General features: G+C 41.0%; 23 protein-coding genes. 18 read left to right on the forward strand and 5 right to left on the reverse strand.

All coding sequences use genetic code 11. The features are described 5' to 3' along the window. The first annotated feature begins 6 nt into the window (after positions 1-6). Positions 7-573 carry a WcaF family extracellular polysaccharide biosynthesis acetyltransferase gene (locus NZ848_RS20660; RefSeq protein WP_259017096.1) on the forward strand — a complete coding sequence of 189 codons (567 nt, stop codon included), beginning with the start codon at positions 7-9 and terminating at the stop codon, positions 571-573. A gap of 105 nt (positions 574-678) precedes the next feature. Further along, positions 679-1,911 (forward strand): glycosyltransferase family 4 protein, encoded by a 1,233-nt coding sequence (locus NZ848_RS20665; protein ID WP_253534896.1) that lies wholly within the window; start codon positions 679-681, stop codon positions 1,909-1,911. 210 nt (positions 1,912-2,121) lie between these two features. On the opposite strand, the gene guaA is transcribed toward NZ848_RS20665, so the two are convergent. Both guaA and ung read right to left on the reverse strand, forming a co-directional pair. Beyond that, positions 2,122-3,651, reverse strand: coding sequence for a glutamine-hydrolyzing GMP synthase (gene guaA / locus NZ848_RS20670; RefSeq protein ID WP_259017097.1), 1,530 nt, complete (start codon positions 3,649-3,651; stop codon positions 2,122-2,124). Between the two features lie 219 nt (positions 3,652-3,870). After that, on the reverse strand, positions 3,871-4,536 hold the full coding sequence (gene ung, locus NZ848_RS20675) for a uracil-DNA glycosylase (RefSeq protein WP_259017098.1): 666 nt from the start codon (positions 4,534-4,536) through the stop codon (positions 3,871-3,873). Between the two features lie 193 nt (positions 4,537-4,729). Between ung and apaG the strand changes: the two genes are divergently transcribed. Both apaG and fumC read left to right on the forward strand, forming a co-directional pair. Then, a complete protein-coding gene (gene apaG / locus NZ848_RS20680; protein ID WP_253534888.1) occupies positions 4,730-5,122 on the forward strand; it encodes a Co2+/Mg2+ efflux protein ApaG in 393 nt (130 codons plus the stop codon). 199 nt (positions 5,123-5,321) lie between these two features. Beyond that, positions 5,322-6,722 carry a class II fumarate hydratase gene (fumC, locus tag NZ848_RS20685; protein ID WP_253534887.1) on the forward strand — a complete coding sequence of 467 codons (1,401 nt, stop codon included), beginning with the start codon at positions 5,322-5,324 and terminating at the stop codon, positions 6,720-6,722. 103 nt (positions 6,723-6,825) lie between these two features. Here the strand turns inward: fumC and NZ848_RS20690 are convergent, their stop codons facing one another. Both NZ848_RS20690 and NZ848_RS20695 read right to left on the reverse strand, forming a co-directional pair. Beyond that, positions 6,826-8,310, reverse strand: coding sequence for a DUF1501 domain-containing protein (locus tag NZ848_RS20690; RefSeq protein ID WP_259017099.1), 1,485 nt, complete (start codon positions 8,308-8,310; stop codon positions 6,826-6,828). Then, positions 8,307-11,048, reverse strand: a complete 2,742-nt coding sequence (locus tag NZ848_RS20695) for a DUF1553 domain-containing protein (protein ID WP_259017100.1) — start codon at positions 11,046-11,048, stop codon at positions 8,307-8,309. The genes NZ848_RS20690 and NZ848_RS20695 overlap by 4 nt, the downstream gene beginning before the upstream one ends. A 136-nt stretch (positions 11,049-11,184) precedes the next feature. Between NZ848_RS20695 and NZ848_RS20700 the strand changes: the two genes are divergently transcribed. The 11 genes from NZ848_RS20700 to NZ848_RS20750 all read left to right on the forward strand — a co-directional run bounded on the left by NZ848_RS20700 (position 11,185) and on the right by NZ848_RS20750 (position 20,224). Then, positions 11,185-11,556, forward strand: a complete 372-nt coding sequence (locus NZ848_RS20700; RefSeq protein WP_259017101.1) for an MmcQ/YjbR family DNA-binding protein — start codon at positions 11,185-11,187, stop codon at positions 11,554-11,556. Further along, complete coding sequence (locus NZ848_RS20705; RefSeq protein ID WP_259017102.1) at positions 11,553-12,596, forward strand: hypothetical protein; 1,044 nt, start codon at positions 11,553-11,555, stop codon at positions 12,594-12,596. The genes NZ848_RS20700 and NZ848_RS20705 overlap by 4 nt, the downstream gene beginning before the upstream one ends. Positions 12,597-12,610: 14 nt before the next feature. Beyond that, positions 12,611-13,456: an HAD-IIA family hydrolase gene (locus tag NZ848_RS20710; RefSeq protein ID WP_253534876.1), complete on the forward strand. Its 846-nt coding sequence runs from the start codon at positions 12,611-12,613 to the stop codon at positions 13,454-13,456. Between the two features lie 13 nt (positions 13,457-13,469). Then, on the forward strand, positions 13,470-14,072 hold the full coding sequence (locus NZ848_RS20715) for a M949_RS01915 family surface polysaccharide biosynthesis protein (protein ID WP_259017103.1): 603 nt from the start codon (positions 13,470-13,472) through the stop codon (positions 14,070-14,072). Position 14,073: 1 nt separating this feature from the next. Next, positions 14,074-14,418, forward strand: coding sequence for a tRNA-binding protein (locus NZ848_RS20720; protein ID WP_259017104.1), 345 nt, complete (start codon positions 14,074-14,076; stop codon positions 14,416-14,418). 68 nt (positions 14,419-14,486) lie between these two features. Next, complete coding sequence (locus NZ848_RS20725; RefSeq protein ID WP_259017105.1) at positions 14,487-14,930, forward strand: HYC_CC_PP family protein; 444 nt, start codon at positions 14,487-14,489, stop codon at positions 14,928-14,930. Positions 14,931-15,038: 108 nt separating this feature from the next. Then, complete coding sequence (locus NZ848_RS20730) at positions 15,039-15,626, forward strand: helix-turn-helix domain-containing protein (protein ID WP_259017106.1); 588 nt, start codon at positions 15,039-15,041, stop codon at positions 15,624-15,626. 60 nt (positions 15,627-15,686) lie between these two features. Beyond that, complete coding sequence (locus tag NZ848_RS20735; protein WP_259017107.1) at positions 15,687-16,439, forward strand: heavy-metal-associated domain-containing protein; 753 nt, start codon at positions 15,687-15,689, stop codon at positions 16,437-16,439. A 45-nt stretch (positions 16,440-16,484) separates the two neighbouring features. Continuing rightward, positions 16,485-18,740, forward strand: a complete 2,256-nt coding sequence (locus NZ848_RS20740) for a TonB-dependent receptor (RefSeq protein WP_259017108.1) — start codon at positions 16,485-16,487, stop codon at positions 18,738-18,740. Between the two features lie 63 nt (positions 18,741-18,803). Next, a complete protein-coding gene (locus NZ848_RS20745) occupies positions 18,804-19,841 on the forward strand; it encodes a YncE family protein (RefSeq protein WP_259017109.1) in 1,038 nt (345 codons plus the stop codon). 32 nt (positions 19,842-19,873) lie between these two features. Next, positions 19,874-20,224, forward strand: coding sequence for a heavy-metal-associated domain-containing protein (locus NZ848_RS20750; RefSeq protein ID WP_259017110.1), 351 nt, complete (start codon positions 19,874-19,876; stop codon positions 20,222-20,224). A 222-nt stretch (positions 20,225-20,446) separates the two neighbouring features. Here NZ848_RS20750 and sucC read toward each other — a convergent pair whose 3' ends face one another. Beyond that, complete coding sequence (gene sucC, locus NZ848_RS20755) at positions 20,447-21,667, reverse strand: ADP-forming succinate--CoA ligase subunit beta (RefSeq protein WP_253534859.1); 1,221 nt, start codon at positions 21,665-21,667, stop codon at positions 20,447-20,449. A 181-nt stretch (positions 21,668-21,848) separates the two neighbouring features. Between sucC and NZ848_RS20760 the strand changes: the two genes are divergently transcribed. The 3 genes from NZ848_RS20760 to NZ848_RS20770 all read left to right on the forward strand — a co-directional run bounded on the left by NZ848_RS20760 (position 21,849) and on the right by NZ848_RS20770 (position 24,766). Beyond that, positions 21,849-22,514, forward strand: a complete 666-nt coding sequence (locus tag NZ848_RS20760) for an ABC transporter ATP-binding protein (protein ID WP_259017111.1) — start codon at positions 21,849-21,851, stop codon at positions 22,512-22,514. Positions 22,515-22,745: 231 nt separating this feature from the next. Beyond that, positions 22,746-24,026: a type IX secretion system plug protein gene (locus NZ848_RS20765; protein WP_259017112.1), complete on the forward strand. Its 1,281-nt coding sequence runs from the start codon at positions 22,746-22,748 to the stop codon at positions 24,024-24,026. Positions 24,027-24,106: 80 nt separating this feature from the next. Continuing rightward, positions 24,107-24,766, forward strand: a complete 660-nt coding sequence (locus tag NZ848_RS20770) for an oxidoreductase (RefSeq protein ID WP_259017113.1) — start codon at positions 24,107-24,109, stop codon at positions 24,764-24,766. The last annotated feature ends 46 nt before the right edge of the window (positions 24,767-24,812 follow it).

Genomic DNA, 24,812 nt, shown 5'->3' on the forward strand with positions numbered 1-24,812 from the left:
CTTGCAATGGTAAAAACCGATTTATCAAAATATAACAACGATTGGTATAAAAATTCTGATTTTACCAGAGGTTTCCTGACCACATTATTGTGGTTCATCTGTAACCGTATTTTCATTAATTCTTATCTGCCATTACCTGTTTTTATAAAAATAAGGATTCTGAGAGCTTTTGGAGCCAAACTGGGCAAAGGCATTACCATTAAACCAATGGTTAACATTAAAGCACCCTGGAACCTGGAAATTGGAGATTACGTATGGATTGGCGAAAATGTATGGATTGATAACTTAGCTAAAGTAAAAATCGGAAATAATGTCTGCCTTTCGCAAGGCGCATTACTGCTTTCCGGTAATCATAATTACAAAAAAGAAACCTTTGACCTGATTATTAAAGATATCATTCTCGAAGACGGTGTCTGGATTGGCGCCAGAGCTGTAGTTTGCGCGGGTGTTAGGTGTGCGTCTCATTCGGTTTTAGCTGTTAATTCTGTAGCTAACCGAAATCTGGAAGCCTATGGTATATACCAGGGTAATCCGGCTGTTCTTGTTCGTCAGAGAACTGCAGCCACAGAATAAAATTATTGAAAAAGAAATAAACATTTTTCTTTTTACCCAAAAAAAAGTGTTTATTTTGTAATTAAAGATGCCTCTGAAGTATTTTTTAATCTTAAAAAATATATAATGTTTCCAACATTTGAATCGCTGATACCTGATAAGAATATTCAAGTTTTAATTTCTGCACTTATCGCACTTTTCATTAATCTGCGTTCAATACCTGTCATTATAAATATCAGTGGCTTGCGCGGTTTGATGGATAATCCTGTAAAAAGGAGTTCACATAGCGCGCCAACCCCTACTTTTGGTGGAGTTGCTATTTTTGCCGGTATCCTGATTGGTTACATGCTCTGGAATTTTGGAGACGAAGGTATCTTACTTCATAAAGTTTTTGCCGGTATTACCATTCTTTTCTTTCTTGGAATAAAAGACGATTTATACGCACTGTCACCAACCAAAAAGCTGGGTATTCAGATTATTGCCTCGGCCATAGTAGTGGTGGGATGCGACCTCCGAATTTCTGACCTTTTCGGCATTTTTGGCATTGGCCAGATACCCTACCTGTTAAGCATAGGATTAACCATTTTCATTTTTGTTGCCATGATTAATGCTTTCAACCTAATTGATGGTATTGATGGATTGGCAGGCGGAATTGGAATGATAGCCGGTGGAGGTTTTGGTCTGTGGTTTTTAATTAACCACCATTATTCTCTGGCTTGTCTGGCCTTATGTCTTTCGGGTTCATTGTTGGGTTTCTTAAGATTCAACTTCTCGCAAAGCAGTAAAATATTCATGGGTGATACCGGCTCGCTGATAGTGGGCTATATCATTACGGTACTGGCGGTTAAGTTTATTCATTTCAATGTCATGCATCAGTGGGACCCCACCAGTGCTTTTGTCAGTGCGCCCATCATCGCAGTAGTTATACTTGTGGTACCAATTTTTGATACCATACGCGTATTCTCGGTTCGTATTTTAAGAGGCAAATCTCCTTTTAAGGCAGACCGCATGCACATGCATCATTTATTGATAGACAACAACCTTTCGCACATGCAGGCGTCTTTTATACTCTATGCGGTTACAATTGTGCTAACGGTGCTTACCTACTCGGCAAGGGTATATTTTAGTAATACCGAACTTTGTTTCTTTATTATGTTTTTGTTGGTATGCTATTTCTTTACTGCCAATTGGCTTGAAGTTAGAAGACTAAGAGCTTTACAAGCCAAAAAACAAAAAGAAAATACGGTGGAAGCTAACCTGGTTGAGAAACCTAACGGTAGCGATACAGACCCGAAACCAGCCGGTGGAAAAATTGCAGGAAAAGAGAAACTGGAGTTACGCGAAATCAGCGCAAACTAATCTATTTTGAAGGTTGGTTCAAAAAACTTACGACATATATTTCAGCATTATAACAGAACCCCGAAACTTTTATAAGAAATGGTTTCGGGGTTCTTTTTTTGAATTGCCTCCAAAACACAAGAAGCAAATAATCATTGTCATTCTGTGGCCATCAAAAAAAGCTCCTTCCTGTGAAAGAGCTTTTTTTGATGGTATAAATGAGCGCAAATTTTACTCCCACTCAATAGTAGCTGGTGGTTTAGAGCTGATGTCATACACCACTCTGTTTACCCCTTTTACCCTGTTAATAATTTCATTTGAAACATCTGCCAAAAACTCATAAGGCAAATGAGCCCAGTCGGCTGTCATACCATCAACACTGGTTACGGCACGAAGCGCCACCACCTTTTCGTATGTTCTTTCATCGCCCATAACACCTACACTTTGTATAGGCAACAAAATGGCTCCGGCCTGCCAAACTTTATCATAAAGGCCAGTGTCTTTCAGGGCATTTATAAAAATGGCATCTACCTCCTGTAAAATATCTACTTTTTCGGGGGTGATGTCGCCAAGAATACGTATGGCCAAACCAGGACCCGGGAAAGGATGGCGACCAATAATGTTATCAGGTACATTTAAAGATTTGCCTACTTCGCGCACGCCATCTTTAAACAAAAGCCGAAGCGGTTCTACCACTTGCAGCTTCATGAAGTCGGGCAATCCACCAACATTATGATGCGACTTGATGGTAACAGAAGGCCCTTTTACCGATACAGACTCAATAACATCGGGGTAGATGGTTCCCTGTCCAAGCCATTTAGCTCCTTCAATTTTATGAGACTCGGCATCAAACACATCTATAAAGGTTTTACCAATGGCTTTTCGTTTTGCTTCCGGGTCTGTTAAACCTTCCAGTGCTTTGTAAAACTGCTCTCTGGCATCAACCCCTATTACGTTTAGGCCAAGACCTTTATAGGATTCTAGTACTTCTTCAAACTCGTTTTTACGAAGCAGGCCGTTATCAACAAAAATACAGTAAAGATTTTTGCCAATGGCATGATGTATCAGCGTGGCTGCAACCGATGAGTCAACACCACCCGAAAGACCCATAATGACTTTGTCATCACCCAACTTTTCTTTTAATTCTCTGATTGCAGCTTCGGCGAAAGAATCGGGTGTCCAACTTTGAGAACACTGGCAGATATCTACAACAAAATTCTTAAGTATGGTTTTACCCTGAAGGGTATGGGTAACCTCGGGGTGAAACTGTATACCGTAGCGAGGCTGGTCATGCATTTTGAAAGCAGCTACCTTTACGGTATCTGTTGAGGCAATAATATCTGCCCCGGCAGGAGGTGCGGCAATGGTATCGCTGTGTGACATCCATACCTGTGTGTTATCTGCCACATCCTTAAACAAAGCATAGCGGTTATCCAGATTATTAAGGATGGTTCGGCCATATTCTCTGATGGAAGACGGAAGTACTTCACCTCCACCTGTCTGTGCCATCATCTGCGCACCGTAACAAATACCCAGTACTGGTACATGAGCGGGGAAATCCTGCCAGTTAACAATGGGTGCATCTTCTTCACGCACTGAACAGGGGCTTCCGGAAAGGATAATTCCCTTAATATCAGAAGTAATGGCTGGAATTTTATTGAAAGGGTGTATCTCACAATACACATTAAGTTCTCTAACTCTTCGGGCAATAAGCTGGGTAAATTGCGAGCCGAAATCAAGAATAAGAATTTGTTCTGTCATGATAGGTTTCTAAAATGCAAAATTAGCAGATTTAGTATGCCTGTGCAATTAAGTTTATAAAAAAGTATTAATTTGATACTGCAAAAGTGCTGTATCAGTTAAATTATTTGTAATTGCGCACAAAAAGTATTGCCAGTATGCAATAATCAGCCAATTAAGCACCCAAATGAATCATAAACTGGAAGTTTAAAAAGTGCTGAAATTATACCTGGTAGCAATTTACCATTCAATAGTTGGCAGGCCTTTGCTTACCAGATAATTATTGGCCTGGCTGAAATGCCTGGTGCCAAACCACCCGCCAAAATTGGCCGACATGGGTGACGGGTGTTTTGCGCGTAGAACAAAGTGTTTTTTGTCATTAATTATTTTGCCTTTTTCCTGTGCGTATTTTCCCCAAAGCATAAAAACAATGCCGTCTTTTTCGTCATTCAGGTGCCTGATAACCGCATCAGTAAAAACCTCCCAACCTTTGCCCTGATGTGAGCCTGCCGAGGCAGCTCTAACGGTTAGTGTTGCATTCAGAAGCAAAACCCCTTGTTTTGCCCAGCGTTCAAGGTTTCCACTTTTGGGAATAGGCTTGCCTAAATCGTCATGAATCTCTTTAAAAATATTGATGAGCGATGGTGGAGACGGGATACCATCATTGACAGAAAAGCACAAGCCATTTGCCTGCCCGGGGCCATGATACGGGTCTTGCCCCAGAATAACAACCCGGGTATCTTCAAAGCTGCATTTATCAAAAGCATTAAAAACCAACCTGCCGGGCGGATAACAAACCGCTGTTTTATATTCGTTGCGTACAAAATCACTGAGACTTTTAAAATAATCTTTTTCAAACTCATCCTGCAGCCGGATTTTCCAACTCTCGGCAATCCTTACATCCATATTTTTTGTTTTTTTAGGTGCGGAACAAAGATAAAAAAAATTGTTATGCCAATAGATAATGCTACCGTTTAGCAACTTTTTTCTAAAAAAACACACTCAAAAAATATTTATTTGTTAATTTACATATTAGATTCTCAAATTGCTAAAACTTTTAAACATCATTTTTGCAAAAATGATGTAGATGTCAGAAACTATGAACACGATTACGGCAACTACAGAGGGCATAGAAGTTAGTGTAAAAACGGAATTTCAACCGGACTATTCAAGCCCATTTCAATCGCATTTTGTATTCAGTTACAGAATAAGAATTGAAAATCACAGTAACAACACCATACAATTACAAAGAAGAAAGTGGCTGATATATGACTCTGTTGCACCGGTAAAAGAAGTAGAAGGCGAAGGTGTGGTGGGTCAAACCCCCATTCTGGAACCGGGCGAAAGTCATGAATACATTTCGGGCTGTAGCCTGAAATCATCCATAGGTAAGATGGTGGGCACTTTTATTATGGAGCGTCTTGTTGACGGCAACAAATTCAGTGTCCAGATTCCGGAGTTTAATCTGATAACGCCTTACAGACTAAACTAAGGTTAAGCTTACCTGATTTTAAACTTTTGCATTGATTAAATCTGATCAAACAGTATATATGAAAGCACAGCTCAGGCTGTGCTTTTTTAATGAATTTTTCATTGAAAAAAACAGAAAAAAACTATTTACCTGTTTTTTTCTGACTTACTTTTGCACCAAAATTCCTATTTAACTTATTATATCTAATTCATAAATAATTATGCAGTACAGAATAGAAAAAGATACAATGGGCGAGGTGCAGGTGCCTGCTGACGTATATTGGGGTGCACAAACGCAACGCTCTATTGAAAACTTTAAAATTGCGCAGGATATCAATAAAATGCCGAAAGAAATCATCAAAGCTTTTGCTTACCTGAAACACGGAGCAGCCTTGACCAACTTTGATTTAGGTGTACTACCTAAAGAAAAAGCAGATTTGATAGGTACGGTTTGTCAGGAAATACTGGATGGTAAACTGGACGACCAGTTTCCGCTGGTAGTATGGCAAACGGGTTCTGGCACGCAATCTAACATGAACTGCAACGAAGTAATTGCTTACCGCGGACACGTTCTGCAAGGTGGTGAATTGGGCGATAAAACCAAATTCCTTCATCCGAATGATGATGTAAACAAATCGCAGTCATCAAACGATACATTCCCGACTGCCATGCACATTGCAGCATATAAAATGCTGGTTGAAACGACCATTCCGGGTATAGAAAAACTACGTGATACACTGGCTGAGAAATCGGAAGCATTTAAAAATGTAGTTAAAATTGGCCGCACTCACTTTATGGATGCCACGCCTTTGACACTCGGACAAGAGTTTTCTGGTTATGTATCTCAGTTGAATCATGGCTTGAAAGCCATCAAAAACACATTGGCGCACCTTTCTGAGCTGGCATTGGGTGGTACTGCCGTAGGCACAGGTATTAATACACCGCAAGGGTACTCAGAACTGGTAGCAAAACATATTGCCGGCCTTACGGGTATTCCGTTTGTAACAGCAGAAAATAAATTTGAGGCCCTGGCAGCGCATGATGCCATTGTGGAAGCACACGGTGCCTTGAAAACAGTAGCAGTTAGCCTGATGAAAATTGCTAATGACATCAGAATGTTATCGTCTGGCCCGCGTTCAGGTATTGGTGAAATTTTCATACCAGACAACGAACCAGGTTCATCAATAATGCCGGGCAAAGTAAATCCAACGCAATGCGAAGCATTAACCATGATTGCCGCGCAGGTAATGGGTAACGACGTGGCCATTAACGTGGGTGGTTCAATGGGTCATTTTGAACTGAACGTTTTTAAACCGGTAATGATATACAACTTCCTGCATTCGGCACGTTTGCTTGGCGATGGTTGCGTTTCTTTCAATGATAAATGTGCCGTGGGTATTGAGCCATTGAAAGAAAATATCAAAAAGCATGTTGATAATTCGTTGATGTTGGTTACTGCCCTTAACACCAAAATTGGTTATTATAAGGCAGCTGAAATTGCGCAGACTGCACATAAAACAGGAAGCACTTTGAAAGAAACGGCTATCAGACTTGGATACCTGACAGCTGAAGAATTTGACGAATGGGTAAAACCTGAAGATATGGTGGGTAGTTTAAAATAGTACTCCAACCTTAATAAAAACCCTGCTTTCAACCAGTTTGGAAGCAGGGTTTAATTTTACCATGGCATACCGCTGAGTCAAACATGTATTACACAAAGTATTATTAAGCCAGTACCTCGTTCACCACTTTGCCTGCTACATCGGTTAATCTGAAATTTCTGCCCTGAAACGGAAACACCAGCTTTTCGTGGTCAAAGCCCATCAGATGCAAAATAGTTGCCTGCAAGTCATGTATATGGGTGCGGCCTTTAATACCGTAATATCCTATCTCGTCGGTTTCTCCGTGCGAATACCCTTTTTTCAAACCTGCCCCAGCCATAAACATAGTAAAGGCATCCACGTGGTGGTCGCGGCCTTTAAATGGCGTATTGTTATCCCCTGCCCTGTTTTCCATCATGGGCGTTCTGCCAAATTCGCCCCCCCACACAATGAGGGTATCTTCCAGCAAACCTCTTTGTTTCAAGTCAAGTATCAAGGCTGATATTGGTTTGTCAACATATTCTACGTTTCTTCTTAAACCAATATCTACCCCACTGCCGGCATCCGTTCCGTGGTTATCCCAACGGCGGTCAAACAGCTGCACTACCCTTACGCCTTTCTCCAATAGTTTTCTGGCCAGCAGGCAGTTATTGGCAAAGCTGGCCTTGCCGGGTTCAGTGCCGTACATTTCATGTATATATGCCGGTTCGCCAGTGATATCCATTGTTCCCGGTACTTCGGCCTGCATTCTGAATGCTAACTCATATTGAGATATACGTGTCAGAATCTCAGGATCGCCTACTTCCTGGTATGTCAGTTCATTAATTTTATTGATGGTTTCAATAGATTTTTTTCTGAGTGTGCTATCAATATTACCCGGGTTGTTAATGTATAAAACCGGATCACCTTTCGACCGGCATTGTACACCCTGATAGACAGATGGCAAAAAGCCGTTGCCCCACAGATATTTACCAGCGCTTGGCTCAGAGCCAGACACCAACACCACATAACCCGGAAGATTCTGGTTTTCAGAACCAAGCCCATAGGTTATCCAAGACCCCATACTCGGCCGGCCGACTCTTGAAGCACCCGTATGCATAAACAACTGCGCAGGTGCATGGTTAAATTCGTCGGTATGCATAGCTTTCAGAAAGGTGAGATCATCAGCCAGCTTTGGCAAATAGTTGAAGTAGTCTGAAAACCAGGCACCCGATTGCCCATATTGCTGAAAGGTTGACTGCGGCCCCAGCATTTTGGGTACCCCTTTAATAAAAGCAAATCGCTTCCCTTCAAGCAGAGAAGGCGGACAAAGCTGTCCGTCAAGCCTTGCCAGTTCTGGCTTGTAATCGAACAATTCAAGCTGCGACGGCGCCCCCTCCATGTGCATAAAGATAATGCGTTTGGCTTTGGGGCTGAAATGCGATGGTCTGACAGCCAGCGGGTTTTCGTTGAGTTGTGGCTTATCTGAAGAACCACCAAAACAACCGCCCAGCAACGAAGAAACAGCTAAACCGCCAAGGCCTGAAGTACATTGTTTCAGAAAATGGCGCCGGGTATTTAACTTGGCTTCTTCTAAAAAAGCCTCTTCTGTAAGCGATATTCTTTTCATTTGGTTAAAAATTCATCTAGGTTCATCATGGCGTTGGCTGTCAGGGTTAAGGCTCCCAATTCTGCTTCACGGTCTTTTTTCTTTCTCAATTCAAGGAGCGCGTCCTGATACAATTGATACAACAAACGGGTTTTAGTATCGCCGGGGGCTTTCTGAAACAGATACTGATATCCCTGTTTCAGCTTTTCCTCTACCCTGGGGCTTTTAACTGCCTGCATTTTCAGGGCAATATTTTGTGCTGCCGCATAAAAAACGGTATCGTTTAAAGTGGTTAAGGCCTGTAATGGCGTATTGGTACGAATCCGGCGCGAGGTGCAGACATTGCGTTGAGGGCTGTCAAACGTAATCATAGACGGATATGGATTAGTGCGCCGCCAATAGGTATAAACTGCTCTTCTGAAAAGGTTGTCTTTGGGTTCTCGGCGCCAGCTTTCGTCAGTCGGGTTGGGTGGTTTTACACTTGGGCCATACATTTGCTTGTTTAGTAAGTTACTTACAAACAGCGCCTGGTCTCTTATTTGCTCTGACGACAACCTTACCCGTGGCCCGCGAGCCAGTAACAGATTGCGGGGGTCTTTTTCAAGCAAATCTTTATTCACCATTTCTGTTTGCCTGTAAGTTGCCGACATCACCATTAGTTTCAGTAATTTCTTTACGCTCCATTTATAATCATCTCTGAAACGCACAGCCAGCCAGTCGAGTAGTTCAGGATGCGAAGGTCTGGCACCCATAGTGCCGAAATCCTCCAGCGATTCCACAATTCCGTTACCAAACAGTTGCTCCCAGAATCTGTTTGCCATCACTCTCGCCGTAAGCGGATTTTCATTGCTTACCAGCCATTGTGCAAAGCCCAGACGGTCTGCTTTAAGCCTCCCCAAATCAGGCAATGAGCCAGGTACATCAGGCTTAACCTGGTCGCCATGCACCATCCAGTTTCCTCTGACGAAAACATGGGTTTTACGTCTTCTGTTCGGAGCCATTTCCATTATAACAGGGGTAGCAATGCTTTCAATCATCACCAGTTTGTCAAGAGAATCGCTGAATGCCTTGCCAAATTTATTCTTCAAAGGGGCGCTATGTTGTAAGTCCATCCAGTCCAGATGTATCAGGTCTGTCCAGAAACTCCTGCCCTTTCTGTAAACCAGATACACATCATGTACACCTTTGGTTGGCTTTATTTTACCGCTAGTAGTGGTGTAATCTTTCCAGCGCGACCACCCGTCATTAACGGTTTCTTCACTGCATCTGGTTTCAACTTTGCTTATCAGTTCTCCTTCCGAGCTCCCGAGCCGCATTTCAATAAAAGCGTTTTCAGCACCGCTCTGGTATCGGTAGGTAACCTGGGTAATGCCAGTCAGATCTACATCTTCATAAACCGTATAAGCGCCTTCGGTGGTTTGCATAATGGTTTTCTGGTTATTCCATAGCTCAATGTGTCTGCTGGCGCTGTCAAAATCTTCGGCTTCAATTCTATATAAACCCATCCGGCGTAAATATTCCTGTTTTTGCCTATCAAGTGGAATTTTCGATGAGATGGGTTCCGGGTTATGCTCAATGCTTTTCAGCCATGTAAGCAGTTTTTTCAGTTCTTTCTCTTTGGCAGGGTGGTAGGTTTTCAGCAGGGGTTTGTCGTTATAAAGGTCGCGGTCTTGTGTATTGTTAAAAAAAGCAAACGACTGATAAAAATCTTTCTGCCTGAAAGGGTCATAAGGGTGGCTATGGCATTGCACGCAGGCCATGGTAGTACCTTGCCAGACTTCCCATGTAGTTGAAACCCTGTCGAGCAGAGCCATATTTCTGAACTCCTCATCGTTGGTGCCACCTTCATCATTAGCCATCGTGTTTCTATGAAAAGCCGTGGCTATCAGCCGGTTTTCAATTTCCCCGGCGCTGATGTCAGCTGACTGCGGCAATAAATCACCGGCCAGCTGATGAATCGTAAACTGATTGAAAGGCATATCAGCATTAAATGCCCTGATTACCCAGTCGCGGTACTGCCAGATGCTCCGGTCTAAATCTTTCTCATAACCTTTTGAATCTGCATAACGAGCCAGGTCCAGCCACATGGTTGCCCATCGCTCACCAAACTGGGGCGACATCAACAGTCGGTTTACCTGCTTTTCGTAGGCATTGGCACTTATATCATTAATAAAGGCCTGGGTTTCTTGCATGGTGGGCGGTAAACCAATTAAATCAAGGCTTAATCTGCGCAATAATGCCGTTTTATCTGCCTCCGGCGAATGCGTTAAACCCTCCGTTTTCAGCTTGTTTATAATAAAGTTATCTATTCCATTTACAATCCATGGGTCGTTAATATCTGGTGGCGCAATAGATTTATCCGGTTTTATATAAGCCCAGTGTTCTTCCCATTTTGCGCCTTCATTTATCCACCTTTCTATTTTACTTATTTCTTCATCGCTGAGTGGCTCGGCATCTAAAGGCATGCGCGCTTCTTTGTCATGCGTTTTAAGTCTTTTTACAAGTTCTGAGTTTTCGGCATCAAACGGAATAATACCAAACCTGCCCGACTTGGCCTTTGCAAGTGCCTCGTCTCTGAAAAGCAGACTAAAACCCCCGCTTTTTTTTACGCCGCCATGACAAACTATACATTTCTTGTTAAAAACCGGACGGATATCTTCATTATAACTGATATGCCCGCGGGTGGAATAAAAAACTGAGGCAGCTGCAATAATTGCAGCCCCGGCAAGACTTATCCAGGTTAATTTCTGAAAATTCATTATTAATTGGGGCATAAAAAACCTCTCTAATATCCTTAAAAAATAGTATGGATACAAGTTTTTTTATGAATATACTGTAGTGGAGCCAAAAACTACCATTATAAATGAGTTCCAAATTAAATAGTCTTGATTATATTTGAGTTTGGTACTAATTTCAGTTAAGATTATGGTTGATGAAGTAACTCTCAGAGAGATGGCGCTTTCTTTTACAGGTTCAGAAGAACAGCCACATTTTGAAAAAACATCGTTCAGAATAAAAAAGAAAATCTTTGCTACGTATTCGGCAACAGATAAACGCGCCTGCCTGAAACTGTCTGAAATTGACCAGTCGGTATTCAGCGCACACCAGTCAGGAGGCATCTATCCTGTACCGAATAAATGGGGTAAACAGGGTTGGACACTCTTTGAAATTGAAAAACTGGAGCAAGAATTGATGCTGGATGCACTTGAAACCGCCTATAATGAAGTAACCAGGAAAAAAATAAAAACTAAACCCACCATGCCATGAGATTAATTGATTATCCGGCCATTATTAAACTTGCCTGGCAAAACTTTGATGATTCAAAGACCATAGATACCATTGAAGACATCAGCGCCAAGGTTTCAACCAACCATGTTTTCAGGGTAAGGTTTGATAACGACGACATCATCATTGCCAAACTTTCTTATTTTGGCACTTATGAGCATTTTAAAGAAGACCACCAGATTATTCACACCTTGCAGAATAACCTGCTGTATCCGTTTGAGAACGTATTGGCGAAGTCGCTGGTGAAAGACAATGAAGTGTACACCTATCGTTATCAGGATGGCATAACCGATGCCTGGGTGGTGTTTTATAATCCTATCCGGAGTCTTCATCGTTTGCCTCGCCGACTGGATGAAGGTCATATAAAAAAACTGGGAAGCGAGATTGCCAAATTTCATAAGGCTTGTGCCAGAGTAAGTACAGTTTTACCGCAGGCATCAAAAACGCTTCGCTCTGATATACAAGACCTGCTGAACATACTTGATACCGAGGTAGGCCAATTTGAACACCGCATGCACATTGGGTATCTTCGTGAGCAATGTGAGATATTTCTGGAAAACCGCCAGAACCTGGTAGCAGGTGTTGTGGAAACCATGCCTGTTTTTATGGACTGGAACATCGGTAACTTTTCTGTTACCAAAAATCTTGAATTATATTCAAGATGGGACTACGACTGGTTCAGAATCAGTTACCGGGTAATGGATTTTTACTTCTTCAGCAGGGTAACATCAGACGTAGGCGACCGAACGGCTTTCAGCTATTTAATAGGGCCTTTAATGGAAGACCGCTTTATTTTATTCCTTAAAGAATACCATAAGGTGTATCCGCTTACCGAAAACGCCGTGCTTTTTATGAAAGAAGCCTATCGTTTCTTTATTCTTAATTATGTAATAAAATATGGCCGATATTTCTTTCACCGTACTTATGCCACTAAATTGCAGCGAGAAGCCTACGAGATTTATTTACCATCTATAGATAAAGAATTTGATGCCGGTAAGATTCTGAAAGCACTCAATATTTAAACCCCGAAACTTTTATGCAGATACACGATTTCAAGACAGTAATAGATAATTATAAAGTAGTATTTTTTGATGCCTACGGAGTTTTAAAAAATTATAAAGGATTAATACCCGGCGTTGAAAATACGTTCAGGTATCTGAAAGAAACGCAGAAAGAGTTTTATATTTTAACAAACGACGCCTCAAGAAAACCCCAGCAACTGGCAGACTCTTATCATTCATTAGGCATTAAAGACGTATTTATTAATAATATTATATCGTCGGGTATGTTGGCTATGGACTACCTGAAACAAAAGGTAAAAGGTGGTAAAGTTGTTTTTTTAGGCACTGATGATTCGGCTTATTACATAGAAACCCTGGGCTTAGAGGCCGTTCCCATTAGTGAACTGGACCTAAACAACCTGAATGATATTCAGGCGCTGGCATTTCTTGACGATGAGGGCTTTGATTGGAAAGATGACCTGAACAAGACCATCAACCTGCTGCGCCGGAAAAACATTCCGGTAATTGTGGCCAATACAGATGGCACTTATCCGGTATCAAAAAAGGAAATTGCCATAGCTATGGGCGGCCTGTCAAGAATGATTGAAGCCATTGTTGGCAAGCAGTTTGTAGGTTTCGGAAAGCCGGACTCCCAGATGTTTATTTTTGCCTATGAACACATCAAAAGTAAAAACATAGAAAAAAAAGATATTCTGATGGTAGGCGACACCCTGCATACTGATATTCTGGGAGGTAATAAGTTTGGCCTTGATACCGTGCTGGTATTAAGTGGCAACACGCAGGCTGAAGATGTAGAAGTGAATATTCAGAGCACCGGAATTATTCCTACTTATATATGTGAAGCGGCAATAGTAGAGTAAAATCAGAAAAGAAATGAGCCGTTTATACCTGTTTGCCTTATTAGTGTTTGTTTACCAGAATGGCTTTGCACAAAGAATAGAGACCAGGCCGATTTCAGACGAAACCCTGAAGCAGTTCAAGACCTCTGGCACTTTGCTTTTAAAAAAAATTGAATTTAAAGATAAAAACGGCCTTAACTACGTAATAGCTGCCATGGAAGAAGCAGCCAAAGATGATTATAACTCCAGAACTTTGTGGATTGAGCATTATGTTAAAGGCACAACCAAAACGCTTAAGTTATTGAAAGAGGTAGTAGATTTTGAAAAAGACTGCCCGGTTGATAACCAGCTTGCCTTAATTGATGAAGCATTTGAAGTAACCGACCTGGATAAAAACGGCTATGCAGAAATTATGTTTATGTATAAAACCGGCTGCAAGGGCGATTTAAGTCCGTCAGGATTAAAACTCATTGTGCTGCAAAATGGTAAAAAGGCTGCCATCAGAGGTAAATCGCTAATTAAAGGCTTTAAAAATACTGATGAAAAACAGCAGGATGCTGCTTTTCTGGCATTGCCACAGGTAATAAGGCAGCACGCTGATAATTTATGGAACAGATTTAAAACTGAATATGAATAAAATGCCAAAAGGACACATCAGTTGGGAAGATTTTGAAAAAGTTGAACTACGTGCCGGTACCATCATTCAAGTTGATGATTTTCCGAAAGCCCGGAAACCGGCCTATAAATTATTGATTGATCTGGGGCCTGAAACGGGCATCAAACGCTCGTCTGCTCAGATAACTACTTTTTATACAAAAGAAGAGCTTATAGGCAAACAGGTGCTTTGTGTTACCAATTTCCCGCCCAGGCAAATTGCCGATTTTATGTCGGAGGTTCTCACTACGGGCTTTATTCTGGGCGACGTCTCGGTCGTATTGGCCGAAGCGGAAAGGCAAGTACCGAATGGTAGCAGGCTGGCATAAATATTATTAAATTGTCTTGGAAGTATCAGTTATTATACGTACATTTGTATATAATTCTAATTATACGAATGAAACAAGCATTATCCAGACTTTTCAGTGTTATCATGGCCGTGGTTGTGTTGCTAAGCAGCACAGGGTTTGGCTTTGTTGAACATAGCTGTATAGTAAAGGGTAAGTCTGTTTCACTTCATAAAAATGGAGAATTTTGTTGTGCTGCCAAGAATGCCAAAACTGCCTTGCCTGCCAACAAAGGTGCAATTGTTAAAAAATCAGCCTGTTGTACTGAAGAAGAAAAATACGAAAATGTTGAGTATTCTTCGTCTGTTTCTCAACTTGTAGCCAAGTTTACACAAAGTAGTATCGATTGGCTAAAAGCTACATTTACTGAGCTTTTCAAAACCATTATCGAAACTATCTTTGAAAGCCAGGAATCATCTCTGGCTCAGAGTTCCTCCCCCAATCCGCTCGTCGGGCGTGATATAGTTATTGCCCATCAATCTTTTATAATCTGATACAATTAAGTAATTAATTTTCCGCAAGTCTTTCACGATTTGTGGCTTTTACGTTTATCCTTGTTTTAGGATAATATCCAATAATTAATTATTAATTTTATCATACTTATGCAATTACTCATTAAAAATATGGTTTGCAACCGCTGTGTGCGTGTTGTGCGTGAAGAGCTTGAGGCAATAGGCTTAAGTGTTTTAAAAGTTGAACTGGGCATGGTAACTATAAACCACACCGACGAGTTTTTTCAGTACATGCTTATTCGGCAAACCTTGCAAAAAGAAGGTTTTGAACTGATAGAAGACCACAAAACCACAATTGTGGAACGTATCAAGCATTTCATAATTAATGAAATCCACCATCATAAAGGCGAAAAAAACGTCTCTCAAAATTTTTCAGATTTTCTGGTGAAGAAAACCGGGTATGAGTACTCCTATCTGAGCAGTCTTTTCTCTTCTACTGAAAAAACTACAATAGAAAAATACATTATTGCCCAAAAGATTGAGCGCACCAAAGCCTTGCTTATGAACGGAGATGTAAGCCTGTCTGAAATTGCCTGGCAGCTAGATTACAGCAGCGTAGCGCACCTTTCCAATCAGTTTAAGCAGGTGGTGGGTGTGAGCCCCAGTGTTTTTAAGTCCAGGAAAGAGAATACGCTTATACCTATTGATGCTGTCAAAAAACATGTAAGTCTGGCATAAAATTCTGTAATGCGGTAGTGCAGGCTATCCACTACTTTTGTATCATTAAAATATAAACCAATGACACAAACTTATGAAGTTACAGGCATGACCTGCGAGGCATGTGAATATAAAATACAACATGTATTAGGCAAAGTTGATGGGGTAAAATCAGTTAAGCCAGACAAAACCAATAATACGGCTATTATTGAAATGGAAAAAAATATTCCATTAGCCCTATTTCAGGACGCATTGAAACCGTATCCCAAATACAACATTAATGACAAAGTTGCCTTCGCAGTATCACAGGCAAAGGCTTTTGAAGAAGCCAATCCAGGAAGCTGGCTGGCCACTTACAAACCATTGTTGCTAATTTTCGGATTCATTACTGGCATATCTGCTATCACGGCTTTTCATGCCAACATTTTTGAGCCAGCGCATTTCAGCCCGATGCATTTCATGAATCATTTTATGGCCGGCTTTTTTGTTGTTTTCTCTTTCTTTAAGTTTTTAGACCTGAAAGGATTTGCAGAAAGCTATGCCATGTATGATTTACTGGCCATGAAAGCTCCGGCTTATGGATATGTGTATCCTTTTATTGAGTTAGCTTTAGGTTTGGCTTATCTGATAAATTATCAACCTCAACTAACCAATATTGCAACCATTATAGTTATGGGTTTTAGTTCAATAGGAGTTATTTTGAGCGTATTAAATAAGAAAAAAATTCGATGCGCCTGCCTGGGAGCTGTTTTTAACCTACCTATGAGTACGGTTACAATAATTGAAGACTTGCTGATGGTAGGTATGGCAGTGGCCATGTTGTTGGCATATTAAATTTAATCATTTATAAAGCACCGCGCTTTGTAAAACTTAAACCACATGAACAGCTTTAAAATTAATAGATTAATTCGTGTGTTCTTTTTAATGGCCGGGTCTTTAGGTACTGCCTTTAGCCAGAATGTTACCGGCACAGTGCTGGACAATTCAAATGCCAAAGAAGAAGCCATCATTGGCGCCACGGTGTACTGGCTGGGTACCAAAGTGGCTACCCAAACCGATATTGAAGGAAAATTCACAATTCCGCGCACCAAGTCTGGCAGGTTGATTATCAGTTTTGTTGGCTACAAGTCAGATACCCTTACCATAACCAATGAAACCGAGCTGAAAGTTTATCTGAAATCTGAGAATCAGCTACAGGAAGTAGTAGTAAAAAGCGGTTCAACTGCCATAGACAGAATGTCGCCGATACAGACTGAAATCATTACTTCTAAAGCCCTGGCAAAAGCAGCCTGCTGCAATCTGTCTGAGAGTTTTGAAACCAATGCATCGGTTTCGGTAAGCTATACCGATGCCGTTACAGGTTCAAAGCAGATTCAGTTATTAGGACTAGCCGGTACTTACGTGCAAACCAACGCAGAAAACATACCTGCTATAAGGGGATTGGCAACTACTTTTGGCCTGAATTATATACCCGGCACATGGGTGCAGTCTATTGATGTAGGCAAAGGCGCAGGGTCTGTAGTAAGCGGCTATGAGTCTATGACGGGCCAGATAAATGTTGAGCTTCAAAAACCGGATTTAGCAGAGAAAGTATATCTGAATACCTATGTAAACAGCCTCGGACGCGGCGAGGTAAACCTGAATCTTGCTAAAATTCTGAAACCCAAAACAGGCAAACCAAAATGGTCTGTAGGCTTGTTAACGCATGGCTCTACTTTACAGACGAGCATTGATAACAACCACGACAACTTTTATGATTTGCCCAAATATACGCAGCTGAACTTTATAAACCGATGGAAATACGAGTCAGATAAAATGATGGCGCAATTTGGTGTAAAGTTTCTACACGAAGACCGTCTGGGTGGGCAGATAACCAAAAACCCATTGGCGCTTGACAACACCATTTACAAATTTACCAATACCACCAACCGGGTTGAATTATTTTCAAAAACAGCCAAATTATACCAGAATAAGCCTTACCGGGGTCTGGGGTTAATTCTGAATGGCGTTATTCATGACTCAAGGTCTGAGTTTGGTTTCAGGCCTTACAACGGCAGGCAGAATTCAATGTATGGGAATCTGATTTATCAGGACATCATAGGCAATACCAACCACACCTACAAAACGGGCGTTAGTATCATTTACGACAATTACCATGAAACATTTGCTGATACCCTGCTGGCCCGTACGGAAGTAGCACCGGGGGCATTTTTTGAGTACACCTATAAATATCTCGACAAAATTACGGCAGTGGCTGGGGCAAGGGCCGATTTCCACAATTTGTATGGCACAATTTTCACACCTCGCCTGCATGTTTTGTATAATGTTAATCCTGACAATGCCATCAGGCTGTCGGCCGGTAAAGGATTCCGTACACCTAACCCTCTGGCAGAATACTTCGGCAATCTGGTAAGTTCAAGAACGGTAAAGTTCATAGATAAAATTAAACCTGAAATCAGCTGGAATTACGGATTGAGCTATACCCGACATTTCGGAAAATCAAGCTTCATTCTTGATTTGTATCATACCAATTTTGTAAACCAGCTGATTGCTGATACTGAACATCCGCAATTTTTGTATTTTTACAACTCAGATGGCAGCATAAACAGCAAACAGAACTATGCCAACTCGGCACAGATTGAATTAAATCTGGTTCCCATTAGTAGACTTGAATTTAAAATAGCGTATAGGTACACCGATGTTTATCAAACCCTGGGTAAGCCTAATAACCAGGCAGTTACGGTGAGAAAAATGTTTATACCGCGCGATAGAGTTTTGTTCAATGTAGGTTATGCCCTACCCTATGATAAATGGAAATGGGACTTTACCCTGCAATACAACGGTACAAGGCGTGTACCGAACCTTTCGCCAAACTATCAGCATACCAGTTATGAAACCATGCCTATTCAATATGCCCCTGCGTTTATTAACATCAATGCTCAGGTAAGCAGGTCGTTTCGTAGATGGGACATCTATTTGGGTGGTGAAAACCTGAATAACTTTACACAAAAAGACCCAATTGTAACCCCGGATACCCCATTTGGTTCAAGATTTGATGCCGGAAGCGCCTGGGGGCCGGTAGTTGGAAGAATGATCTATTTTGGCACCAGATATAAATTAGGGGGCCGGATTTAAGTAAATGGGTTTGTATACGTTCGACAGGCAATTGAACGTTTAAATGAAAAGAACAATAGACTTATGAACAAAATTTATAAGGTATTTTTATTCTCGTTTTCAGTATTTCTGGTTTCGTGTAAAGATAAAGAAGAAGTACCTACCGAAAGTATTGATTTTCCTGCTGCGTATGTGGTAAACGGAGGTAGTAATACCATTTCAATAATTGACCTGAACCAACGTAAAGTAAAGAAATTAATTCAGCTAACAGACCTGGGGCGTTTTCCGCACCATATTGAGTTATCGCCCGACGGCAAAAAGCTGTCAGTTGCCCTACCGGAATTTGATTTTACATTAAGCCATGATCAGTTGCACAATGCAACCAATTTAAAAGGTGGCATAGCTATTATTGATGCCAATAATGGAAAAAGTCTGTTAAAAATGCAGCTTGACCGCGTAAATTTCAATGCTGTTTTTACGCACGATAATACAGAGATATGGACGGCCTCTACCAATCATGCCGGAGAAATGCACGTGTTTGACGCAGCCACTGGTGTACTTAAAGACGAGATTTTTCTGGGAGCCGACCCAACAGAAGTGGTTTTTTCGAAAGATGGCCGTTACGCGTTTGTGGCGCTAGGCGAAAGTAGTTTTATTCTGGCAGTGAATGTAAAGCTGAAAAAAGTAGAGAAATACATTAAGGTAGACCAGTTTCCAACGAATGTTTGGCTGGCAGATGACGGATATATTTATGTTGAAAACAAAAACCTGCTGACTATTAATGTAGTAGACCCCGCCACCATGAATGCCACCGAATCAATAGATTTAGATTTTAAACCCGGGCAGGTGGCTTATCATAAAGGATTAAACGAATTATGGGTTTGCCAGGCAGGCCAGAACAAAATAGCCTATTTTGAAAGAAAGAATAACAAGTGGGTGCTAAAATCAACTATTGTTACGGGTGATGATGCCCATGCTGTTAAGTTTTCTAAAGATGAAAAGATTGCCTATGTGGCCAATCAGCGCGGCAATACGGTGTCTGTCATTAATACTGCCACACACGAAAAAATAATGGATATACCTGTCGGGTTGAACCCAAACGGAATTGTTTTAAGAGAATAATAGTTTTATAACCAAACGATTAATTTACCAACATGAAAAATTTATTGTTCATTGTCTTCTTTGGCGTTGTTTTTAACGGTTTTGCCAAGTTAGACCCACCTAAAACCGCTGAAGTAAAAATTAAAACTTCTGCTATATGCAGTATGTGCAAAAAACGCATTGAACGGGACCTGGGCCTTACCAAAGGAATTGTAGGCTCGAACCTTAATCTGGATAATAAAGTAGTAACTGTTACTTATAACCCCAAGAAAACCAGCCCTGAGAAAATTAAAGGAGCTATTTCTAAAATTGGTTATGATGCAGATGAAGTAGTTGCAGACCAGAAGTCGCATGATGCACTGCCATCTTGCTGTCAAAAAACAGCGGCTGCGCATAAAGATTAAGTGGCAGAGGGCATTGGGCTTTGTGCAGCGAGTTACCAAGCTATTTATCCCGACTTTAGTCGGATTCATTAAACAAAACGTCCCTTTGTTTTGTTATCCGGTGACCGGGGTGGTACACAACTTTATTCACGGATTTCTCATAGGAAGAGTAACATATCAAATGCCAATAAAAAAGGAGGTGATATCACCTCCTTTTCGTTATATGTATCCAGAAAACTTCAATTAAGCATTTTCTTTCAGTACTTTCTCAACTAATTCTGCAGCTTCTTTTAACAAGATAGCTGAGTAAACTTCCAGCCCTGACTCATTGATAATGGCAGCGCCTTCAGCAGCGTTGGTTCCTTGCAAACGAACAATAATAGGTACTGGAATTTTGCCGATAGCTTTGTAGGCCTCAACAACACCAGTAGCTACACGGTCGCAACGAACAATACCACCAAAAATATTAATCAGAATCGCCTTCACGTTCGGGTCTTTCAGAATGATTCTGAAACCGGCCTCAACCGTTTTGGCATTGGCTCCACCACCTACGTCAAGGAAGTTAGCAGGCTCACCACCAGATAATTTGATGATGTCCATAGTGGCCATAGCCAGACCGGCACCATTTACCATACAACCCACGTTACCATCTAGTTTTACGTAGTTAAGGTCGTTGTCGGCAGCTTCAACTTCTAATGGGTCTTCTTCTGCTTTATCACGCATTTCAGCTAAATCTTTATGACGATACAAAGCGTTATCGTCCAGATTTACTTTTGCATCAACAGCCAATATTTTGTTATCAGATGTTTTCAAAACAGGGTTGATTTCAAACATGGCCGAGTCAGACTCCACATAGGCTTTGTAAAGTGAACCTACAAATTTAACCATCTCTTTGTTGGCTTCACCTGTCAAACCCAGTTTGTCGGCTATTTTACGGGCCTGAAAAGCCTGCAAACCAACACGAGGGTCAATCCACTCTTTAAAAATTTTCTCAGGCGTATGTTCAGCTACTTCTTCAATGTCCATACCACCTTCAGTTGAGGCCATAATAACATTACAACCTTTGGCCCGGTCTAACAAAATACCCATATAGTATTCTTTAGGCTCACTGTCGCCCGGATAATATGCATCTTCAGCAACTAAAACTTTGTTAACTGTTTTACCTTCGGCACCTGTCTGTAGTGTAACCAGGACATTCCCCAGAAGGTTGGTAGAAATACGCTCCACATCTTCGGCAGACTTTGCTAACTGTACACCACGCTGTTCGGTACCGACGATATTACCTTTCCCACGTCCACCCGCATGTATTTGTGATTTTACTACCGCAAACTTAGAATTTGTCATTTCAGCTATCTGCTTGTAAGCTTCTACAGCCTGCTCCGGAGTTTCGGCAACTATCCCACGTTGGATTCTTACACCATAACGGCTTAGTATTTCTTTACCTTGATACTCATGAACGTTCATGTAAAGTAGATTTTAGAGGTTATAAAATTTTCGCTAAATTAGTGAACAATTATTAATTATCAATCAAATATCGTTTACTTTGCCTAATCATTTTTTACGATTTAAAGAAATCGTAACATGAGCCAGGTAATCAAGAAAAAACGGGTACTGTATCCACAGAAATCACTCCGGCGCATCAACTATGCTTCAAGCAAAAAACATAAAAAAAAGTTACGGCAATCTACAAGTATTAAGAGGCATTGACCTTTCTATCAATCAGGGCGAAATTGTTTCTATCGTCGGTGCGTCCGGTGCGGGTAAAACTACGCTGTTGCATATACTTGGCACCCTTGATAAAGCTGATTCGGGAGAAGTAATCCTGGACGGCATCAATTATCAGTCACTGAAAGACAAAGAGATGGCTCGTTTCAGAAACGAAAAAATAAGTTTCATTTTCCAGTTTCATAACCTGATGCCCGAGTTTACCGCGCTTGAAAACGTGTGCATACCTGCCTGGATACAACAAAGCAGAGGTAAAGCCGGCACAAATACTGATATAGAAAAAAAAGGAACAGAATTGCTTACACTGCTCGGACTAGGTGAGCGTATCAAGCACTTTCCATCTGAACTGTCCGGGGGTGAACAACAAAGAGTGGCTGTGGCAAGAGCGCTCATAAATTCGCCGTCAGTAGTTTTTGCTGATGAACCGAGTGGTAATCTGGACTCTAAAAATGCCGAAGAATTACACCATTTATTTTTTGAACTCCGTAAAAAGCTCAATCAGACATTTGTAATCATTACGCACAATGAAAACCTGGCTGAGATGTCAGACCGTAAACTGGTTATGCAAGACGGGCAGATGCTTTGATATACTTTATTGATTTGTAATTGAACAGTGTGCCACCGCGGCTGACTTGTTTGATTAACCTGATTACGCTGTGCTACATAAATATTAATTCTCACTTAACAGTAAATAAGTCTTTTTTAGAATAAAATCATTTATTTGTCTTTCATGCACAATATTATAACGGTGTTATCATTTAATCACTTAAAATGGTATGTCAATCCCGTAAAATTCAAGAATATTTCCACTCCGTTTATGAAAAACCTGTTTGTTGTATTGCTTCTTTTCCCGACTCAATGGCTGGCAGCTCAAAATAAGCAATTGCGATTTGAAGACTATACCTATGAACCCAACATCAGGTCGGTGCAGTTATATCCACTGGTTGGAAATGCAGACGACCCTGCCAAAAGTCTCAATCCGCCTGTGATAGCTTTAAAAGACAATCATAATCTTTGGCTTGAATTTGACGAGTTGAACGCAGGATACCAGCAATATCATGTTAAAATTCTACATTGCGGTATAGACTGGAAACAATCGGCGCTTTCTGAAATAGAATATATGCCAGAATATAACGACCTCATTATCAACGACTACCAGGTATCTCAGAATACCAAAGTACCTTTTTACCATTATAAAATTGCACTGCCAGGCATGTTGTTGTCGGGCAATTATCTGGTGGTGGTTTGGCGAGACAGAAAACGGGATGATATAATTCTGACCCGCCGTTTTATGGTTTATGAAAATGCCGTAGGCGCCGGAGGCACCATCAGACAGGCTCAGAATCCATCAAAATTTAAAACGCACCAGCAAATTGATTTTCAGTTAAATTATGCAGGATATAATGTTATGTCGCCTCGCGATGAATTTAAGGTGATTATCCGTCAGAATTACCGATGGGATAAAACCATCAGAAATCTGAAACCTTTCAGTGTTAATAATTCAAGCAGTGCGTTGGATTACCGCTTTTTTGATGATGAAAACACTTTTGCCGCCGGAAACGAGTTTCGTTTCTTTGACTCGCGAAGCACTTATAACAGGGGTTTGTTCATAGAAAAAATACAAAGGGGGAAAGAAGATGATATGTGGGTTGCACCGCAGAGAGACAGAAGCGAAGCAGTTTATATTGAACAGAACGATTTCAACGGTATGTATATAATTGACAATCGAGAAGGTAACCGTGCCGAAACCGATGCTGATTATATTTTTATGACATTTGGCCTGAAAAGCCAGGAACTAGCCGCCAATGAAAAAATATATGTAAACGGCAGTTTCAATGACTGGCGGCTGGATAAACTAAATGAAATGGCCTATGACAATAATTTCGGAGGCTATACGGCTACTATCCAGTTAAAGCAGGGCGTTTATAACTATGATTTTGTTGTAGTAAAAGACGGCAAGCCGGACGAAACCGCATTTGAAGGAAACTTTGCAGAAACCGAGAATACCTATGAGATTTTTGTCTATCATAAACCTGTTACTGCCCGCTCTGAAAGAATTGTGGGCTATAAACTCATAGACTTTAACAAGCGCAGATAATAAAACCTGATTAAATTTTTTGTGGCTGCGAACAAACACAGATTTTTGCTGTTAAAGAAGTATATCAGTTTCTTAAATTTATGAAAACCGCTTTAATAATTGGTTCAACGGGTTTAATTGGTGGTCATCTCACCCAAAAGTTGATTAATCACCCGGCCTATTCGAAAGTAAAAGCGCTGGTCAGAAAACCTTTGAGTTTTCAGCACCCCAAATTAGAGCAGATAATAGTTGACTTTGACCATTTAGATACGTCTTTAGTAGTGGCCGATGATATTTTCTGCTGCCTGGGAACAACTATGAAGCAGGCGGGCTCAAAAGAAGCCTTTTATAAGGTAGACTTTGTTTACCCTTTTGAAATTGCAAAAGCTGCACTTAAAAATGGCGCCAGACAATACTTTATTGTAACCGCAATGGGTGCCAACGCCAACTCAATGTTTTACTATAACCGTGTAAAAGGCGAAATTGAAAGGTCTCTTACCGATTTGCATTTCCCTACCCTTGTGGTTTTTCAGCCTTCTTTACTTTTAGGAGAGCGAAAAGAATCAAGAGCCGGTGAGGGCATGGCTTCTGTTATTATGAAAGGCCTTGACTTCCTGATTCCGGCCAAATATAAGGCCATTAAAGGTGAAACCGTTGCCAATGCCATGATTACCATTGCGCAAAGAGGCCATAAAGGCAAAAAAATTGTAACATCAGCCGAAATGCAATCTTTTGCCTCAATTACTCCAATCACCTTATAACATCTTGATGTTGCTCCAACCAAATCAATAATTCTTGCCATAAAAC

Origin of the sequence: Emticicia fluvialis, from assembly GCF_024793945.1 — a bacterium.
Taxonomy (GTDB): domain Bacteria; phylum Bacteroidota; class Bacteroidia; order Cytophagales; family Spirosomataceae; genus Emticicia; species Emticicia fluvialis.